This window comes from Sorangiineae bacterium MSr11954 (assembly GCA_037157815.1).
In the GTDB taxonomy this organism is placed as follows: Bacteria; Myxococcota_A; Polyangia; order Polyangiales; family Polyangiaceae; genus Pendulispora; species Pendulispora albinea.
This window is the reverse complement of the sequence record CP089984.1, coordinates 1514729-1532743: the sequence shown is the minus strand read 5'-3', so window position 1 is coordinate 1532743 and position 18015 is coordinate 1514729. Positions and strand designations below refer to the sequence as shown.

The window sequence follows — 18015 nt, the reverse complement described above, 5'->3', positions numbered from 1 at the left end:
CCCTGCGAATGGCCTTACGACCTTGGCCATGAGCCCGTCCGAAAAACTCTGCCGTCGCTTTGGAATACGACTTCCCATCGTCCAAGCCCCCATCGGAAGGGTGGCCTCCCCGGAGCTCGCCTCCGCCGTCACGCGCGCGGGCGGGCTGGGGCAGCTCGCCTGTACCTGGGACTCCCCCGACGATCTCCGCGCGCGCATCGATGCGACGCGCGCGTTGGCCAAAGGGCCGTTCGCCGTCAACTTCGTGCTCGACTTCCCCATCGAGGAAAAGCTCGCCCTCGCGCTCGATCGCGGTGTCCCCGTGGTCTCGTTCTTCTGGGGCGTCTCCGAAGAGCACATCGCGCGCGTTCACCTCGCAGGGGGGCTCGCCCTTCAAACCGTGGGCTCCGTGAACGAAGCCATCCTCGCGGCCAAGGCCGGCGCCGACGCCATCGTCGCACAAGGCTACGAGGCAGGCGGACACGTTCGCAGCAATGTCTCCACCTTCATCCTCGTTCCGCGCGTGGTCGATGCCGTCGGCGACATCCCCGTCCTCGCCGCGGGCGGCATCGCCGATGCGCGCGGCGTGCGGGCTGCTCTGGCGCTCGGCGCCGCCGGCGTCTGGGTGGGAACGCGCTTTCTCGCCTCCACCGAGGCGGACATTCACCCCGTCTACCAAGAGCGCATCGTCTCCGCCTCCGAGGAGGACACAGTCTACTCGGAGCTCTTCGACATCGGCTGGCCCAACGCCCCGCTCCGAACCCTTCGAAACAGCACGGTGCGCGCCTGGGAAGAAGCCGGAAGACCGCTTTCGCCCCATCGCCCGGGCGAAGGCCAAATCATCGGCAAGCGCGCGAGCGGCGCCGACATGCTCCGCTACGACTTCGGCTCACCGACGCGGCTCGCCACCGGCGAAACGGAGGCGATGGCGCATTATGCGGGCCAGGGCGTCGGCCTGGTGCGCGCCGTTCGCTCCGCCGCCGACATCGTCGAGGAGCTGGCCGCGGGGCTCGCGACTTCGTAGCCTAGGCAACGAATCACGTCGTGCGCGGAGACCACTTCGGCAGGCGAAACCAAAAGCGCGAACCGCCTTCGGGACGGGGCTCGTAGCCGATGGCGCCGCCCCAGCGCTCGACGGTGATGCGGCAGAAATAGAGCCCCAGCCCCGTGCCCGGCGTGCCATCGCCGGCGCGGGCGAATTTGCGAAAGAGGTGCGGAAGGAGCGCGGGGGGAACGCCGGCGCCGTCGTCTTCGACGTCGACGCGGATGAAGGTGGGCGCGTCCGCGTCGAGGTGGACGGTGAGGCGCACGGCGCCGTCGTGGGGGCTGTATTGCAGCGCGTTTTGAACGAGGTTGCCGACGACGCGAAAGAGGCGGAGCTCGTCGCCGCGAACGTGGACGGGGCCGTGGACCACGCGCAAATGGGGGACCAGATCCACGCGGCGCGCGCGGGCTTTGGGCGCCATGACGCTGGCGATTTGCATCACCACCGAGCAAACGTCGGCGTGCGGCGCGTCGAGCGGGTTGCTCGAGACGTCGTGCTCGGCCGCGAAGACGCCGAGGATTTCGCGAATCAGCTCGTCCTGGCGGTTGGCGGCGCGGAGGGCCACCTCGACCAGCTTGGAGTCGGCCTTCTCGAGCGGCTGCTTCTCGAGCAAGACCAGCGCGCCCAGGATGCTGCCGAGCGGATTTCGAAGGTCGTGCACGATGCAGTGCGCGAGCACCTCTTTTTGCTCCACCTCGCGCGAGAGCGCGTCGTGGGCGAGCCGGAGCTCGCGGGCGCGCTGGAGCATGGTGCGCTCCTCTCGGAAAATGCGCTCGCTCTCGGCCACCACCAAGAGCGCGCTGCCTTGTACGAAGAGCGCGGTGGCCGCCAAATGCAATTCGCGCCCGCCGTCGACGATTTGGGTGAAGCCGCCGGAGTCGAGGCGCGAGGGCCCCTCGCCGGCCCATGTGGCCTCGGCGTCGGAGATGAAGAGCGCAAAAAATGGAAACACGTCGGAGGCGATGAAGGGAACGCCCACGCGGATGGTGCCCTCGTCGAGCCACTCGCACCACGCGGGCAGCGCGCCGCGGGGCACGAACCATGGGCCTTCGCGGCGCTCGAGGACCAGAATGTCGAGCGCCGGGAGGATGCTCGCGTCCAGGATCATGTGCGCGCCTCGATGACCCCGTCCGCCGCGAGGATGGCGTGGGTCAGGCCGACGAAGGCGCGCTCCACGCCGTCGCCGCTCTTGGCGCTGGTCTTGACGATGGGCCATCCCTTTTCGGCCAGGCGATCGCCGATGTCGTCGCCAATGTCCCAGGAGCTCGCCACGTCGGCCTTGTTCAAGACGAGGACGAGCGGGATGTTCCCCACCACCGCCACCGCCGACTCTTGCAAGGACAGCGCGGTCGACACCGTATCGCGCCGCGTGCCGTCGGCCACCAGCAGGTAGCCGGCGGCGCCGCGCAAATAGGAGAGCTGGACGCTCTGGAACTCGTCCTCGCCGCTCAAGTCCCACATCACCAGGTCGACGTCGTGCCCGGCGACGTGCACCCGCGTCTTGTCGATGGTCACGCCCACGGTGGTTCGGTACACGTCGGAGAAGATGCTATGCACGAACCGGGCGACGAGGCTGGTTTTGCCCACGCCGGTCGCGCCCAGCATGCAGATCTTCTGCTTGCGTGCCATTACTGGAGCTCGACTCGGAAATCGACGCGCCGCGCGCACGCCGAGCCGCGGTAGCGGCTGCCCACGCAAGCTTCGGACTCGGATACGAGGGCGATCCCCTCGCCGCGCGTTCGAAGGACGGAGGCGGGTACGCCGAGATCGACGAGCTCGCGCTGGATGCGGTCGGCGCGCTGCGCGCTCAGCGACTGATTCTGCGCCTCGGGGCCGCGTGGATCGGTGTGCCCCATGAGGGTCAGCGTAACCGCTTTGCCCGTGTCGGGCGCGATCGTGAGCATCCGCAAGGTCGCCCTCGCCACCTCTTCGAGCGGGCCCCGCTGGTCGATGGTGATGTCGGACGAGCCCAACGGAAAGACGATCATCGCCTTCGTGACCGATGCGGCGGCATCGGACAGCTCTTTATCCATGTCCATATCGTACAGACCCGTCGTATCGAAGCGAGCCACCGCAGGCAGGCTCGGTCCGAGGATGCGGGCCGATGCGATCCACGCGCGCGGCGCACGTCCGCGCGCCACCAGTGTATTGCCGTTCTCCACGCTCAAGGTGACCCCTGCCGGAGGCTGCAAGATCTGCATTGCGCGCTGCTCCGTCAACCGGGGATCGAGCGAATAGAAGGAGCCAAACCGGAACGAGGTATTGTTCTCCTGCGCGCCGAGGGGCATCAGAAGCGATGCAGGCGACGGCGCAAGCGGATCGCGCAGCCCTTCGAAGGAGAAGCGATCGCCGTCCCGCCGCGCCGACGTGAGCATCAGGCCCGGCTCGCGCCGGAGCACATCGACGTACTGGGTAAAGCGCTTCTCCTCGACGTGATTGCGGTGCGCGTTCCACGCGGCGAGGCAGACCACCGCCGTGAGCAGCGCGCCCGCCGCCGCGTAAAAGCGTGTTCGCGATTTGGCTTGCGGGACCACCTCGCTCTGCAGACAACGTTGCAAGAGCGACTCGGTGCGCACGAACAGATCGACCTCGCCGCTGAAGGACGAGAGATCTTGCCGGAACTGCAGATGAATGCGCTCCTGCACCTCGTGGAGAACGTCGCCGAAGTGGTTCGGCGCCGTGCCCCGCACCACGGCGACCAAGACCGCGAGCGGGCCGTGCTCCACCCAGCCCACCAGCTCGCCCACGTGAAAGCGCGCGAGCCGCGCCTCCTCGCGAAAGGCGTCGTGCACGAAGGCGTCGATGGCGCTGAGCATCGCCGCGACCTGATCGGGATCTTGTTGCGGGGTGCCCGGCGCGACCAAGTGATGGAGAACGAGGCCGCTCTCGCGGTGCACCAGGAACACCTGCTCCACGCGGTAGACCAAGCTGCGCAAGAGCACGATCTCGGCGAAGGGCCGCCCCGTGCGCGCGGCCTCCAGTCGCCAGCGAAGACCGCGCAGCGAAAAGCCGTGCGCCAAGGTCTCGTTCAACTGCTGCACCAAGGAGCGCAGCGCCTGCATCGCGGCTTTTCGGATCGCGGGGCCCATGACGGGCACCAGCGCGTCGACGAAGATCTGCGGATCGTTTTTGACGGCGTCGCGGATGGCGGACATCACGGTCGGGCGCAGGGCCCACGTGAGATCTTCGCCTTGCTTTTGACTGGCGACCGCCGCCTCCGGGAGCGCCTTCCCCAGGGCGTCCGGCGTGAACTGTTCTTCGATCTTGGCGAGCCGCTCCTGGTCGGGACCGAGGAGGATCTGCCGAAGCTCGTTCAACTTCGCGCGTTCGCGCGCCTCCCGCTCCTCGGGCGAAGCGTCGGGCCCGAGAGGAGGTCCCCCCGAGCCACCCCGTGCAATGGGACGTCGCAAACGCCGCCCCTGGAGAGCGGGCAAGGTGGACGTCCCACCGTTGCTTCGTTTCTCCTGCTGCACGCGTTCTAGTGATCCGGCAGTTGCGCACGCACCAAGGTGCTACTGAATCGCTCGTTCTCCGAATCGTGGGGCTCGGTGAGCGCCACGAGCTCGCGTTCGACGGTCGCGGCCATCTCGTCGCGCGCCTGCCGCGTCTCGTCGAGGAAGGCCTTGGCTTGATCGAGGATCTGCTGACGCAATTCACGTTGCGCCCGCGCGAGCGATTCTTCCAACCGCGTCATGCGCTGCTCAAGTGCGCCGATGATTTCGCGCGACTCGCGGTTCGCTTTTGCGAGCGACTCGGCGTGGGCAATCCGCTCCGACTCGAAACGGGCGACGAGCGCCTCCGCCTCGCGTTGCACGTGACCTTCGAGGACATCGAGGCGACGGCGCATTTCTTTTCGCAATTCCTCGGCCTCGGTCGCGAGGTGCGCATCCACACGAGCCAGTTTTCGCTCCAATTCGCGAAATGGGCCCCCAAAGAGAATCTCTCGAACCTGCTCCAGACTGCTCGACACCTGTTGTCCCTGCACTCTGCCGTTTTTCAGGTCGTAGTCGCGATCGCTCAATCCATTTGCGTTTGCTGCCATGTTGGTTCGGGACCGTACGCAAGAACAATGCGCAGCCCTGCCGCACTCCCGCCCGGCGGAGCCCGGCCTTTTCCCCAGGGGCTACCCTAAAGAGGTATCGAAGCGGTCCAGGTGGATGGTGTGGCATGTGCGCGCCGATGAGGCAGAAGATCCCATGTTTGTGCTTGCCATCTGCCGCGGCGAGCACATCGTCTCACCCCCATGAGACACCTGACCCTTCTTGGATGCACCGCCGCTGTCGTGTCTGCTTTGACGGGCTGCGCAAGTGAGCAAAAACCCCCCGCCCAACCCGAGTCCACGTCGGCGCAAGCCTCGGGAAACAAGCCCGCGGAGCAGGGGCTCCGCCTTTATATCTTCGCCTGCGGGGACATCGACATCCTCGATGTCTCCATTTTCCACCCCGGCACCGGCCAAGGTGAAAAGAAGAGGCTCGGGGCGTCCTGCTACCTCGTCGTGCACCCCAAGGGCAGCCTCGCTTGGGATACGGGGTTACCCGATGAATTGGCGAAGAGCCCCGCGGGCAAGAAGGACGACTTTGCCGTGGAGCGCATGCCCAAGACGCTCGCGTCGCAATACAAAGAAATTGGCGTCGACCCCGCGTCCGTCGGGTTCCTCGGCATTTCGCATATGCACTCCGACCACAACGGAAATGCGAACCTGTTTCCGCGCGCCACGCTCTTGATGCAAAAAGAAGAATACGAGGCGGCCTTCGGGGCGGATCCGTCGAAGTTCGGCTTCGATCCATCCAACTATCCGACCCTCAAGTCGAACCCCGTGAAGAAGCTCGAGGGCGACCTCGATGTGTTCGGCGATGGCTCGGTGGTGGTGAAACGCGCGGTGGGGCACACGCCCGGGCACCAGACATTGTTCGTGAAGCTGCCCAAGACCGGAAATATTCTGCTCTCGGGGGACTTGGTGCACTTCACGGAGAATTGGCAGAAGCGCGGGGTGCCGGTGTTCAACTTCAACAAAGAACAGAGCGTCAAGGCGATGAACGATACGGCCAAATTCCTCGAGGCGAACCACGCTACCCTCTGGATTCAGCACGATTACGAGCAGAATCAAACCTTGCGGCACGCGCCGGCGTTTTACGAGTGAACGATCGCGCGCGTGAAACAACGTCGTGCGCGCGACCGCTGCGGTGGGTGTGAGCCGAGGTTGAACGAGTGAGCTGAACCCATTCTTCCGATGCACCGTGAACGCGCCTTCCCGCTGGATTTCCAGCACAGGAGGCGCGAGCGCGTGCGCGGGGCAGTTCGCGTGATGGGAGTTGAACGCGTTCGAATTCGTCCTTGACCAAGCTTCGAGAGGGACGCATAACCGTCATAGGAATTGAACACGTTCAAGGGGAGGTAAGCCGATGACACCGTATGGGCTTACGACGTCGCGACGGCCGGCGCGGGCGTATCGATGAGCGACGAAACGGGAGCACGGATTCGGAAAAAGGCGCTCGCCCTCTTTCGCAAGCGCGGCTTCGAGCGAACCACCATGCGCGATATTGCGCGCGCGGCGAAGGTCTCCCTGGGGGCCGCGTATTACTATTTTCCTTCGAAGGACGCGCTGGTCCTCTCTTATTACGAAGACATGCAGCTCGCGCACGACAAGGCGGCCCGCGCGGCATTTCGGGGTGCGAACGGCCTCGAGGAGCGGGTGCGTGGGGTGCTGCACTCCAAGCTGGACGTGGTGGCCGACGATCGGCACTTGCTGGGGGCGATATTTCGCACGGCGGTCGATCCCGAGAGCGCCCTCTCGGCGTTCGCTTCGTCCACCGGCGGGGTGCGTCAGCAGTCGGTCGCCATCTTCGACGAAGCGGTCGGCGACGAGCCCATGCCCGAGGACATTCGGGCCCTCTTGCCCAAAGCGATGTGGCTCCTGCACGTGGGGATGCTCCTCTATTTCGCGCACGACCAATCGCCCGGCCAGATCCGCACGCGGCACCTGGTCGACGACGCGGCGCGCGTCATCGTTCCTTTGATTGCCATGGCGTCGCTGCCGATGCTCGCACCGATGCGCGAAGAGTTGGTGCGGCTGGTCGCGCGGGCGTTCGAGCCGCAGGTGCCATCGCCATCGACGCCGCCTGCGCCTGGCGAAAGCAGCTGACTTATACAACTCGTCAAGTTCTTGGCCCGTCTCGTTCCGATCCCGAATGATCACGGGCCATGACGACGCGTGTTCCTCTTACCTCTTCAGCGGAATCTTTTGATGACGAGGACGAGCTCGATCGAAGCTTCGACTTCGCCCGCGTGCTCGAGGCTCATTTGGTCGACTCGCTGGTTTGGCGGAACGACGATCCGTGCGCTGGACGTGAACAGCGTGACTGCGATGTTGCGCGGGTGGGTGGCGGCCGGCGCGATGACGCGCATGCTGTTGCCGGCTCGGAGGGTGATGCGCCGCGGGTGCTGTACTCGGGTATTGGCGCGCATGCCGTTGCCGGCTTGGAGGATGACGCGCCGCGCGTGCTGTACTTGGGCAATGGCGCGCATGCCGTTGCCGGCTCGGAGGATGACGCGCCGCGCGTGCTGTACTCGGGCAACGATGCCACGTGGATCGATGCGCCCGTTGCGATGGTCGTCGAGGGCGACGAGCCGGAGACCATTGCGCTCGACAGCATGTCGGATCTGGATGGATTCGATGTGTCGGTGGATTTTCAGGCGGAACCGTCGGTGACGGCGGCGCCCGCGGTGGCGGTGACGCCGGCGGTGGCAGCGGTCGTGCCGGCGGTGACGGCGGCGCCGGCGGTGACGGCGGCGCCGGCGGTGACGGCAACGCCGGCGGTGGCAGCGGTCGTGCCGGCGGTGACGGCAACGCCGGCGGTGGCGGTGGCACCTGCGGTGACGGCGACGTCCGCGGTGGTGGCGCCTGCGCCTGCAACTGCTAAGGCGGTGCCTACGACGTTGGCCGTGGCGCAGACTGCGACGGCGGCGCTCCTGTCGGTGGATCCCTTCGAGGGGTGGCTGCGCGCGCTGGTCGCGGCGGCGGAGAGCGCGAGCATTTTGGTCGGCTTGGAGGCCATTCGTACGTTTCTCAGCGAAGGACACGCGCCGCGTCTCGCCTTTCCTTCCTCCGCCGGAGCGGCACTCGCGGAGGCCAACATCGCGCGCGTCGAGGGCGAGGAGCTCTTGGCCACCGCGGCCTTCCTCCGCGTGACCGCCGAATGGCGCCGCGTGCTCGCGGGCGACGGGGGCGATTTCTCCAAGTGCGGCTCGCGCACCTTCGACGAGTGGTCCGCCGATTTCCTCGCGCGCATCCTGGGCGTCCCCGCCAAATTCGATTGGCTCAAGAGAGAGCTTCGCCGCCGCGGCGTCGCCGCGTTCGGCTTGGTCGAAAACGCCGCTTGACGGCGCGCGTGGTGCGGCCGGCACGATACGACGCACCACGCGCAGCTCGCAGCTTGCAACGCGCGGGTGCAGCGCAGAAGGTGTCAGCTGCTGTCATTTGAGAGCGCTCGAACGGCCCCGTAACACGGAGGCATGCGCAAGTTCGCCTCCGCCGCGGTTCTTTCGATGGCCTTCGTGTTCTCCACCCCGAGCTTGGCCGCCGCGCCAAGCGAGCAACCACCGACACGGGTCCGCTGGTACGGGTATCAAACGCTGCTCGTCGACCTTGCCTCCGTGGGCATGGTGATCGCTGCAGGCGCCACGAAGGATGGGGGGCCCGCCGTGTTCGGGGTCGGAGGATACATCTTCGGCGGCCCCGTCGTGCATGCCATCCATGGGCGATACGCCACGGGCGCCATCTCGTTGCTACTGCGCTTGGGTTTGCCCGCGGCCGGGGGCGGGCTCGCCTATGCCGCCGCCGGGAGCTGCACCACGAAGCGCGATGGAAGCGGCTGCGAGTGGGAGGGATTGGGCAAAGGCCTCACCACGGCGTTTGGCGCATCGATCGGCGCGGGCCTCGCGATCCTCATCGACGGCACGGCGCTCGCGCGCGAAACCGTGCCCTTCGCGCCCTCGGCGCCGAGCGTGACCGCGAGTATTTCTCCGGTGCCCGGCGGCGCGCTCTTTGGCGCATCGGGCACATTCTAGCTCGCGGAGCTCCGAGCCCGCCCAGCTCCTAGCTCGCGGAGCCCCGAGCCCGCCCAGCTCCTCCTAGCTCGCGGAGCCCCGAGCCCGCCCAGCTTCGAGCTCCGCCCCGCAGCGGCGAGCTTCGTCACGACAAAACGAAAAGCGGCGCGTCCCCGAAGGGCGCGCCGCTTTCGATTCGTCAGGAGGCGATGAGAGCCTCGCTTACTCCTCGTTCACCGCCGAGGAGAGCGGCGCCTCCGGAACCGGACGGGCCGCGGGCGGCTGGCGGTGCTCCGCCTCGCCCTCGATCACCACGTGGAGCTGCTTGTAGGCCGGCAGACCGGTGCCGGCCGGGATCAGGCGGCCCATGATGACGTTCTCTTTGAGACCGCGCAGATGGTCGGTCTTTCCGGAGATGGCGGCCTCCGTGAGCACCTTCGTCGTTTCCTGGAAGGAGCTCGCGCTGATGAAGGACTCGGTCGAGAGCGACGCCTTCGTGATGCCGAGGAGCAGCGGCTCGGCGATGGCGGGACGGCCGCCGCGCTCGATGACGCGCTGATTCTCTTTCTCGAAGATGTGCTTCTCGATCTGCTCGTCGATGAGGAAGTTCGTGTCGCCCACGTCCTTTACGCGAACGCGGCGGAGCATCTGGCGAACGATGACCTCGATGTGCTTGTCGTTGATGGCAACGCCCTGCAGCCGGTAGACCTGCTGGATCTCGTTGACCAAGTACGCCGCGAGCTCCTTCTCGCCTTTGACGCGAAGGATGTCGTGGGGGTTCGCGGGCCCGTCCATCAGCGGCTCGCCCGCGCGAACGCGGTCGCCCGGCTGAACCTGGATGTGCTTGCCCTTGGCGATCAGGTACTCGCGCGACTGATCGCTCTGCGCGATGCCGTCGGGCCCGAACGGGGTGATGAGCACCTTGCGCTTGCCCTTGGTGTCCTTGCCGAACGACACCTCGCCGTCGACCTCCGCGATGATCGCGTGGTCCTTGGGCTTGCGCGCCTCGAAGAGCTCGGCCACGCGCGGCAGACCGCCGGTGATGTCCTGCGTCTTCGTGGTCTCGCGCGGGATCTTGGCGAGGACCTCGCCCGCGTCGATGATGTCGCCGTCCTGCACGACGATGTTGGCGCCGACCGGGAGCAGGTAGCGCGCCTCGAGCTGGCTGTTCGGCAGCTTGAGCGTCTCACCCGTCTTCGGGTCCTTGATGGTGACGCGCGGGCGGAGATCGGCCGCGCGCGACTCGATGATGACCTTGCGCGAGAGGCCGGTGACCTCGTCGAGCTTCTCCACCATCGTCACGCCTTCGACGATGTCGCCGAACTTCACCACGCCGGAGCGCTCGGTGAGGATCGGCATCGCGAACGCGTCCCACTCGGCGAGCAGCTGCCCCGCCTTGACCTTGTCGCCCTCGTTGATCTTGAGGACGGCGCCGTACACCAGGCGGTGGTGCTCGCGCTCGCGGCCCGTGTCGTCCACGACCACGATTTCGCCGTGGCGGTTCATGACGGTGGTGATGCCGTCGTGCTTGCGCGCCAGGTTCGCGTTGCGGATGCGCACGAAGCCGTCGCTGCGCGCTTCGACCGAGCTCTGCTCGATCTTGCCGCGCGCCGCGGCGCCACCGATGTGGAACGTGCGCATCGTGAGCTGCGTTCCGGGCTCGCCGATGGACTGCGAGGCGATGATGCCGACCGCCTCACCGATGTTGACCTTGTAGCCGCGGGCGAGGTCACGCCCGTAGCACTTGGCGCACACGCCGCGCTTGCTCTGGCACGTGAGCACCGAGCGGATCACGACCTCCTCGATGCCCGCTTCCTCGATCGACATGACCGTCGACTCTTCGAGCTCGGTGTTCGCCGGGACGAGGATCTCGCCCGTGAGCGGGTCGACGATGTCCTCCAGCGCGACGCGGCCGAGGATACGGTCGCCGAGCGGCTGGATGACCTCGCCCGCGTCCTCCAGCTTCGTCACGCGGATGCCGTCGAGCGTCCCGCAGTCGAAGTCGGAGATGATCGCGTCCTGCGCGACGTCGACCAGGCGGCGCGTGAGGTAACCGGAGTTCGCCGTCTTGAGCGCGGTGTCGGCGAGACCCTTGCGGGCGCCGTGCGTCGAGACGAAGTACTGGAGCACGCTGAGACCTTCGCGGAAGTTCGCCGTGATGGGGGTCTCGATGATCTCGCCCGAGGGCTTGGCCATGAGACCGCGCATGGCGGCGAGCTGGCGGATCTGCTGGGTCGAACCGCGGGCGCCGGAGTCGGCCATGATGTAAATCGGATTGAAGCTCGGCTCGATCGACTCCTTGCCGGTCTCCGGATCGACGACTTTTTCCTTGCCGATCTCCTGCATCATGACCTGCGTGACCTTGTCGGCCACGCCTGCCCAGATGTCGACGATCTTGTTGTAGCGCTCACCGTCCGTGATCAGACCTTCCTGGTACTGATCGATGACGCGCTGCACTTCGGCCTGCGCCTCCCCGAGGAGCACGTGCTTCGCGTCCGGGATGACCATGTGATCCATGCAGATCGACACGCCGGCGCGGGTGGCGTACTCGAAGCCGAGCGAGCGCAGGCGGTCGGCCAAGAGGACCGTGGCCTTGTTGCGGTGCTTTCGGTAGCACGCGTCGATGAGGGCCGAGAGGGCCTTCTTGTCGAGCGTCTTGTTCACGAGGTCGAAGCTGAGACCCTCGGGCAGGATCTCCGAGATGAGGCAGCGGCCCACGGTGGTGTTCACCACGCGGCGCTGCTGGGTCTCGGGGTCGATCACGCGCACGCGGATGCCCGTGTGGATGGTGACCTCGTCGTTGTCGTAGGCCATGCGCACTTCTTCCGGCGACGAGTACACGCCGCGCAGATACCCCTCGAAGTGCTCGTTCTTCTTGTCGAGGTGCAGGCCGCCCTCGCGGTAGCTCCCCTTGGCGTACTTGCGCTCGCGGGTCGCGTAGTAGAGCCCGAGCACGATGTCCTGCGTCGGGTTGATGATCGGCTTGCCGTTGGCGGGCGACAGGATGTTGTTCGTGCTCATCATGAGCACGCGCGCTTCCATCTGCGCCTCGACCGACAGCGGCACGTGAACGGCCATCTGGTCGCCGTCGAAGTCGGCGTTGAAGGCGGCGCACACCAGCGGGTGGAGCTGGATGGCCTTGCCCTCGATGAGGACCGGCTCGAAGGCCTGGATGCCGAGGCGGTGGAGGGTCGGAGCGCGGTTCAACAACACCGGGTGCTCGCTGATGACCTCTTCGAGGATGTCCCAGACCTCCGGGCGCTCCTTCTCCACCATCTTCTTGGCGCTCTTGATGGTGTTGACGTACCCGCGCTCTTCCAGCTTGTTGTAGATGAACGGCTTGAAGAGCTCGAGCGCCATCTTGTTCGGCAGGCCGCACTGGTGCAGGCGCAGCTGCGGGCCGACGACGATGACCGAACGGCCCGAGTAGTCGACGCGCTTGCCGAGCAGGTTCTGACGGAAGCGGCCCTGCTTGCCCTTGAGCATGTCGGACAGCGACTTGAGCGGGCGCTTGTTCGGGCCCGTGATGGTCTTGCCGCGGCGGCCGTTGTCGAAGAGCGCGTCCACCGCCTCTTGCAGCATGCGCCGCTCGTTGCGGATGATGATCTCGGGCGCGTTCAGCTCGAGCAGGCGCTTGAGACGGTTGTTGCGGTTGATGACCCGGCGGTACAGATCGTTCAAGTCGCTGGTGGCGAAGCGGCCGCCGTCGAGGGGAACGAGCGGACGCAGATCCGGCGGGAGCACCGGGATCACGGTCAGCATCATCCACTCCGGACGGTTTCCGCTCTCGCGGAACGCCTCGCAGACCTTGAGCCGCTTGACGATCTTCTTGCGCTTCGCCTCGCTGGTGGCCGCGCGCATCTCCTGGCGCAGCTCCTCGGAGAGCTTGTGCACGTCGACCTGCTTGAGCATCTCGAGGACCGCCTCGCCGCCCATGCCGGCCGCGAACTTGTCGTCCCCGTACTCCTCGAGCAGTTGCAAGTAGCGCTCTTCGCTCAGAAGGTCACCGCGCGCCAGGCCGGTCTCCTTCGGGTCGATGACGATGTACGCCTCGCAGTAGAGGACCTTCTCGAGATCCTTCAAGGTGATGTCGAGCATGTTGCCGATGCGGCTCGGCAAGCTCTTCAAGAACCAGATGTGCGCGACCGGCGTGGCCAGGTTGATGTGCCCGAGCCTCTCGCGGCGCACCTTGCTCTGGATGACCTCGACGCCGCACTTCTCGCACACGATGCCGCGGTGCTTCATGCGCTTGTACTTGCCGCAGTTGCACTCGTAGTCCTTCACCGGTCCAAAGATCTTCGCGCAGAAGAGACCATCTCGTTCCGGCTTGAACGTGCGGTAATTGATCGTCTCCGGCTTCTTGACCTCGCCGTGAGACCACTCACGAATCTTCTCGGGCGACGCGAGCGAAATGCGAATCGCGCTGAATGAAAGCGGATCCTTGGGCTTCTCGAAGAAGCTGAAAATGTCGCGCATTTGGGTTCCTTTTTTCTGAAACTACTTCGGACGGGAATCTTGATTGGGGGCGCGAGAGCGGGAGGAGAGAGAAACCGCCAGGGCACCAGGAGCGCCAAAAAGAAGCAGGTGTTTTACTTCTGCTTCGTGGCGCTCGTTTGCGTCCTGGCGGTTCTCCGGATCACTCCTCCGCCGCGTGGTCGCTCGCGCCGCGGGTGAGCGCACCCGGTTCGACGAGTTCGACGTTGAGGCACAGGGCCTGGAGCTCCTTGATGAGAACGTTGAAGCTCTCGGGGAGTCCCGGCTCGAGGGTGTGCTCGCCTTTGACAATCGCTTCGTACATGCGCGTACGACCCATGACGTCGTCGCTCTTGACCGTGAGGAACTCCTGAAGCGCGTAGGCGGTGCCGTACGCTTCCATGGCCCACACTTCCATTTCGCCGAGACGCTGACCTCCGAACTGCGCCTTGCCACCGAGCGGCTGCTGGGTGACGAGCGAGTAGGGACCGATGGAGCGCGCGTGGATCTTGTCGTCGACCAGGTGGTGCAGCTTGAGCATGTACATCACGCCCACCGTCACCTCTTGGTCGAAGGCTTCACCGGTGCGCCCGTCGAAGAGCACCGCCTGACCGCTCTCCGGGAGACCCGAGAGGGCCAAGGTGTCCTTGATGGCCCGCTCGGGCGCACCGTCGAACACCGGGCTGGCGTAGTGAACGCCGCCGCGGAGCTTCTGCGCGACCTTCTTCATCTCGTCGTCGGACAGCTTGCTCAGCCACTTGTGCAGCGCCGCGTCGCCCTCGAAGATGCGCAGGATGTGCTCGCGGATGGCCTGCGGGCCGAACTTGGCCTCCAGCATGTACTGGAACTGCCAGCCCAGGACGCGCGCGCCCCAGCCGAGGTGCGTCTCCAGGATCTGGCCGACGTTCATACGCGAGGGAACGCCGAGCGGGTTGAGGACGATGTCCACCGGGCGGCCGTCTTGCAGATACGGCATGTCCTCTTCCGCCATGATGCGGGAGATGACGCCCTTGTTTCCGTGGCGTCCGGCCATCTTGTCGCCGACCTGCAGCTTGCGCTTGATGGCGATGTAGACCTTCACCATCTTGATCACGCCCGGCGGGAGCTCGTCGCCCTTGGAGAGGCGATCGATCTTGTCGCGGAAGTGCTCTTCGCGAACCTGGATGATCTCCTCCAGACCGCGCAGCTTCTCCGCCAGCTCCTCGGCGCCGTCGACCGGCAGCTCGCCCCAGTACTTCTGGGGGATCTCGGCGAGCAGCGCCTCGTCGAGCACGGCGCCCTTCTGCAGGAGCACCTTGCCCTTGTCGTCGACCAGCTTGCCGTTGGTCGTCTGGCCGATGAGCTGGCGCTTGATCTGGCGGAAGAACGAGTCGCGGAGGATCTTGATCTCCTCGTCGCGCGTCCGCTCCAGGCGCTGGCGCTCGTGGTCCTCGATGTCCTTGGCGCGCTCGTCCTTCTCCGTGCCCTTGCGGCTGAAGATGCGGGCGTTGATGACGATGCCGCCCACGCCCGGGGGGACGCGCAGCGAGCTGTCGCGCACGTCGCCGGCCTTCTCACCGAAGATGGCGCGGAGCAGCTTCTCCTCGGGGGAGAGCTGCGTCTCGCCCTTCGGCGTGATCTTGCCGACGAGGATGTCGCCCGGCTTCACCTCGGCGCCGATGCGCACGATGCCCGACTCGTCGAGGTCCTTGAGGGCCTCCTCGCCGACGTTGGGGATGTCGCGCGTCACCTCTTCTTTGCCGAGCTTCGTGTCGCGGGCCACGCACTCGAACTCCTCGATGTGGATCGAGGTGAACACGTCGTCCTTGGCGATGCGCTCCGACACGAGGATCGAGTCCTCGAAGTTGTAGCCCTGCCACGGCATGAACGCGACGAGCACGTTCTGGCCGAGCGCGAGCTCGCCCATGTCGCACGACGGACCGTCGGCGAGCACGTCGCCCACCTTCACCCGCTCGCCCGCGCGGACGATGGGGGTCTGGTTGAAGCACGTGGACTGGTTGGAGCGCTGGAACTTGTTCAGGTGGTAGATATCGGGGATCTCCGCCTTGTCGCCCTCGGCGCGGACCACGATGCGCGTCGCGTCGACGCTCTCGATGATGCCGTCGCGCTTGGCCACGATGCACACGCCCGAGTCGCGCGCCAGCTTACCTTCCATGCCCGTGCCGACATACGGCGCGTGCGAGCGGATCAGCGGAACGGCCTGACGCTGCATGTTGGCGCCCATGAGCGCGCGGTTCGCGTCGTCGTGCTCGAGGAACGGGACGAGGGCGGCGGCGACCGACACCATCTGGTTCGGCGACACGTCGATGAGCTGGACCATGTCCGGCGTCACCAAGTGGAAGTCACCGTTCAAACGGGCCGAGACCAAGGTCTCCTTGAAGCGCCCCTTCTCGTCCACTTCGGCCGAGGCCTGGGCGATGTACTTGCCCTCCTCCTCGAGCGCCGAGTACCAGGCCACCTCGTCGGTGACCCGACCCTCGGAGACCTTGCGGTACGGCGTCTCGACGAACCCGAACTCGTTCACGCGGGCGAACGTCGAGAGCGACGCGATGAGGCCGATGTTCGGACCTTCCGGCGTCTCGATCGGGCAGATACGGCCGTAGTGCGTGGGGTGAACGTCGCGGACCTCGAAGCCCGCACGCTCGCGTGTGAGACCGCCCGGGCCGAGCGCGGACAGACGGCGCTTGTGCGTGACCTCGCTGAGCGGGTTCGTCTGGTCCATGAACTGCGAGAGCTGCGAGGAGCCGAAGTACTCCTTCACCACCGCGCTGACCGGCTTGGCGTTGATGAGGTCGTGCGGCATGAGCGTGTCGATCTCTTGCGACATCGACATGCGCTCCTTGATCGCGCGCTCCATGCGCACGAGGCCGATGCGGTACTGATTCTCCATCAGCTCGCCGACGGCGCGCACGCGGCGGTTGCCCAAGTGGTCGATGTCGTCGACCGAGCCGCGGCCGTTCTTCAGCTCGATGAGGTGGCGAACCGTCTCGAGGATGTCCTGGGCGGTGAGCACCTGCGTGTCGAGCGCGGGGCGCTGGTCCTCGGGGAGGTCGCGGTAGAACTTGTAGTTCAACTTGAGGCGGCCGACCTTCGACAGGTCGTAGCGCTCGGGGTTGAAGAACAGGTTGTTGAACAGCGTCTTCGCCGTCTCGAGGGTGGGCGGATCCCCGGGGCGCAGGCGCCGGTAGATCTCCATGATCGCGTCCTCGTTCGTCTTCACCTTCTCGGCCAGGAGCGTGTCGCGCAGGTACGAGCCGACATTCAGACCGTCGATGAAGAGCACGCGGAAGGACTCGATGCCCGCCTCGCGGAGCTTCTCGAGCTTGCCCTCGGTGACCTCTTCGTTCACCTCGATGAGGACCTCGCCGGTCTCCTTGTCGACGATGTCGTGCGCGGCGACCTTGCCGACGATCTCCTCGACGTCGACCGGGAGCCGGTCCACCTTGGCCTCGCGCAGCTTGCGGATGGCGGCCTTGGTGTACTTGGTGTTCTTCTTGACGATGACATCGTTGCCGACCTTGATGTCGCGCGTGGCGCGCTGGCCCGGCAAGAGCTCGTACTCGACGCTCTTGGCGAGCTTGCCGCCCTTGTCGAGGTACACCGTCTCGGTGTTGTAGAAGTAATTGAGGAGGTCCTGCGTCGAGTAGCCGAGCGCGCGCAGGAGCACCGTCGCGTGCATCTTTCGGCGACGGTCGATGCGCACGTAAATGATGTCCTTCGGGTCGAACTCGAAGTCGAGCCACGAGCCGCGGTACGGGATCACGCGGGCCGAGTACAAGAGCTTGCCGCTGGAGTGCGTCTTTCCCTTGTCGTGGTCGAAGAAGACGCCCGGGCTGCGGTGAAGCTGGCTGACGACGACGCGCTCGGTACCGTTGATGATGAAGGTACCGGTGTCGGTCATCAGCGGGATCTCACCGAAGTAGACCTCCTGCTCCTTGATGTCGCGCACGATGCGATCGCCGCCGTCGCGCGTATCGTAAATCATGAGCTGGGTGGTCACCTTGATCGGCGCCGCGAAGGTCATGCCGCGCTGCCGGCACTCCTCGACGTCGTACTTCGGCTTCTCCAGGTTGTAGCTGACGAAGACGAGCTCGCTCGTCCCGTTGAAGTCCTTGATGGGAAAAACACTGCGGAAGACCGCCTGGAGTCCCACCTCGACACGATCGGACTGCGGCACGGTTGCCTGCAGGAACTTGTCGTACGATGACTTCTGAATGTCGATGAGGTTGGGCACCTCGATGATGCGCTGGACGCGCCCGAGGTCTTTACGGATGCGGAAGTTGGATTGGATAGCGTTCGCCATCGCTGCTCCTTGCCGGGTGACTACCTGGAGGCCACTAAGATAAGAAGAGACGGTCTCTTCATCTCCCCCGTGCCCCTGCCCCTGCCCGCGGGCCGTGACCGAAGATTCTTGCTCGGGACGGGGGCGGGCACGGGTACGGGCACGTGGTCAACTAAGCTGGGGAAATGCC

General features: G+C 65.8%; 12 protein-coding genes. 5 read left to right on the top strand and 7 right to left on the bottom strand.

Features of this window, described 5'->3' with window-relative positions:
• Nucleotides 1-28: 28 nt before the first annotated feature.
• Nucleotides 29-1003 (top strand): nitronate monooxygenase, encoded by a 975-nt coding sequence (locus LZC94_06270; GenBank protein WXB16873.1) that lies wholly within the window; start codon nucleotides 29-31, stop codon nucleotides 1001-1003.
• Nucleotides 1004-1016: 13 nt separating this feature from the next.
• On the opposite strand, the gene LZC94_06265 is transcribed toward LZC94_06270, so the two are convergent.
• From LZC94_06265 to LZC94_06250, 4 genes are read right to left on the bottom strand one after another with little or no spacing between them, the layout of a single operon-like run.
• Nucleotides 1017-2132 carry a HAMP domain-containing histidine kinase gene (locus LZC94_06265; protein ID WXB16872.1) on the bottom strand — a complete coding sequence of 372 codons (1116 nt, stop codon included), beginning with the start codon at nucleotides 2130-2132 and terminating at the stop codon, nucleotides 1017-1019.
• A complete protein-coding gene (locus tag LZC94_06260; GenBank protein ID WXB16871.1) occupies nucleotides 2129-2653 on the bottom strand; it encodes a GTP-binding protein in 525 nt (174 codons plus the stop codon). The genes LZC94_06265 and LZC94_06260 overlap by 4 nt, the downstream gene beginning before the upstream one ends.
• Nucleotides 2653-4497 carry an OmpA family protein gene (locus LZC94_06255; GenBank protein ID WXB16870.1) on the bottom strand — a complete coding sequence of 615 codons (1845 nt, stop codon included), beginning with the start codon at nucleotides 4495-4497 and terminating at the stop codon, nucleotides 2653-2655. The genes LZC94_06260 and LZC94_06255 overlap by 1 nt, the downstream gene beginning before the upstream one ends.
• Before the next feature lie 5 nt (nucleotides 4498-4502).
• Entirely contained in the window at nucleotides 4503-5045 is a 543-nt protein-coding gene (locus LZC94_06250; protein WXB16869.1) for a hypothetical protein, read from the bottom strand.
• 261 nt (nucleotides 5046-5306) lie between these two features.
• On the opposite strand from LZC94_06250, the gene LZC94_06245 reads away from it, so the two are divergent.
• The gene (locus tag LZC94_06245) at nucleotides 5307-6164 is read left to right on the top strand and encodes an N-acyl homoserine lactonase family protein (GenBank protein ID WXB16868.1); all 858 of its coding nucleotides are present in this window, start codon (nucleotides 5307-5309) and stop codon (nucleotides 6162-6164) included.
• Nucleotides 6165-6476: 312 nt separating this feature from the next.
• On the top strand, nucleotides 6477-7166 hold the full coding sequence (locus tag LZC94_06240; protein WXB16867.1) for a TetR/AcrR family transcriptional regulator: 690 nt from the start codon (nucleotides 6477-6479) through the stop codon (nucleotides 7164-7166).
• An 86-nt stretch (nucleotides 7167-7252) separates the two neighbouring features.
• On the opposite strand, the gene LZC94_06235 is transcribed toward LZC94_06240, so the two are convergent.
• A complete protein-coding gene (locus LZC94_06235; GenBank protein ID WXB16866.1) occupies nucleotides 7253-7549 on the bottom strand; it encodes a hypothetical protein in 297 nt (98 codons plus the stop codon).
• Between LZC94_06235 and LZC94_06230 the strand changes: the two genes are divergently transcribed.
• Complete coding sequence (locus tag LZC94_06230) at nucleotides 7523-8404, top strand: hypothetical protein (protein ID WXB16865.1); 882 nt, start codon at nucleotides 7523-7525, stop codon at nucleotides 8402-8404. The two genes, LZC94_06235 and LZC94_06230, sit on opposite strands and share 27 nt — an antisense overlap.
• Before the next feature lie 132 nt (nucleotides 8405-8536).
• Nucleotides 8537-9091 carry a hypothetical protein gene (locus tag LZC94_06225; GenBank protein WXB16864.1) on the top strand — a complete coding sequence of 185 codons (555 nt, stop codon included), beginning with the start codon at nucleotides 8537-8539 and terminating at the stop codon, nucleotides 9089-9091.
• 201 nt (nucleotides 9092-9292) lie between these two features.
• Here the strand turns inward: LZC94_06225 and rpoC are convergent, their stop codons facing one another.
• Nucleotides 9293-13546 carry a DNA-directed RNA polymerase subunit beta' gene (gene rpoC / locus LZC94_06220; protein WXB16863.1) on the bottom strand — a complete coding sequence of 1418 codons (4254 nt, stop codon included), beginning with the start codon at nucleotides 13544-13546 and terminating at the stop codon, nucleotides 9293-9295.
• Between the two features lie 160 nt (nucleotides 13547-13706).
• A complete protein-coding gene (rpoB, locus tag LZC94_06215) occupies nucleotides 13707-17846 on the bottom strand; it encodes a DNA-directed RNA polymerase subunit beta (protein WXB16862.1) in 4140 nt (1379 codons plus the stop codon).
• Between the last annotated feature and the right edge of the window lie 169 nt (nucleotides 17847-18015).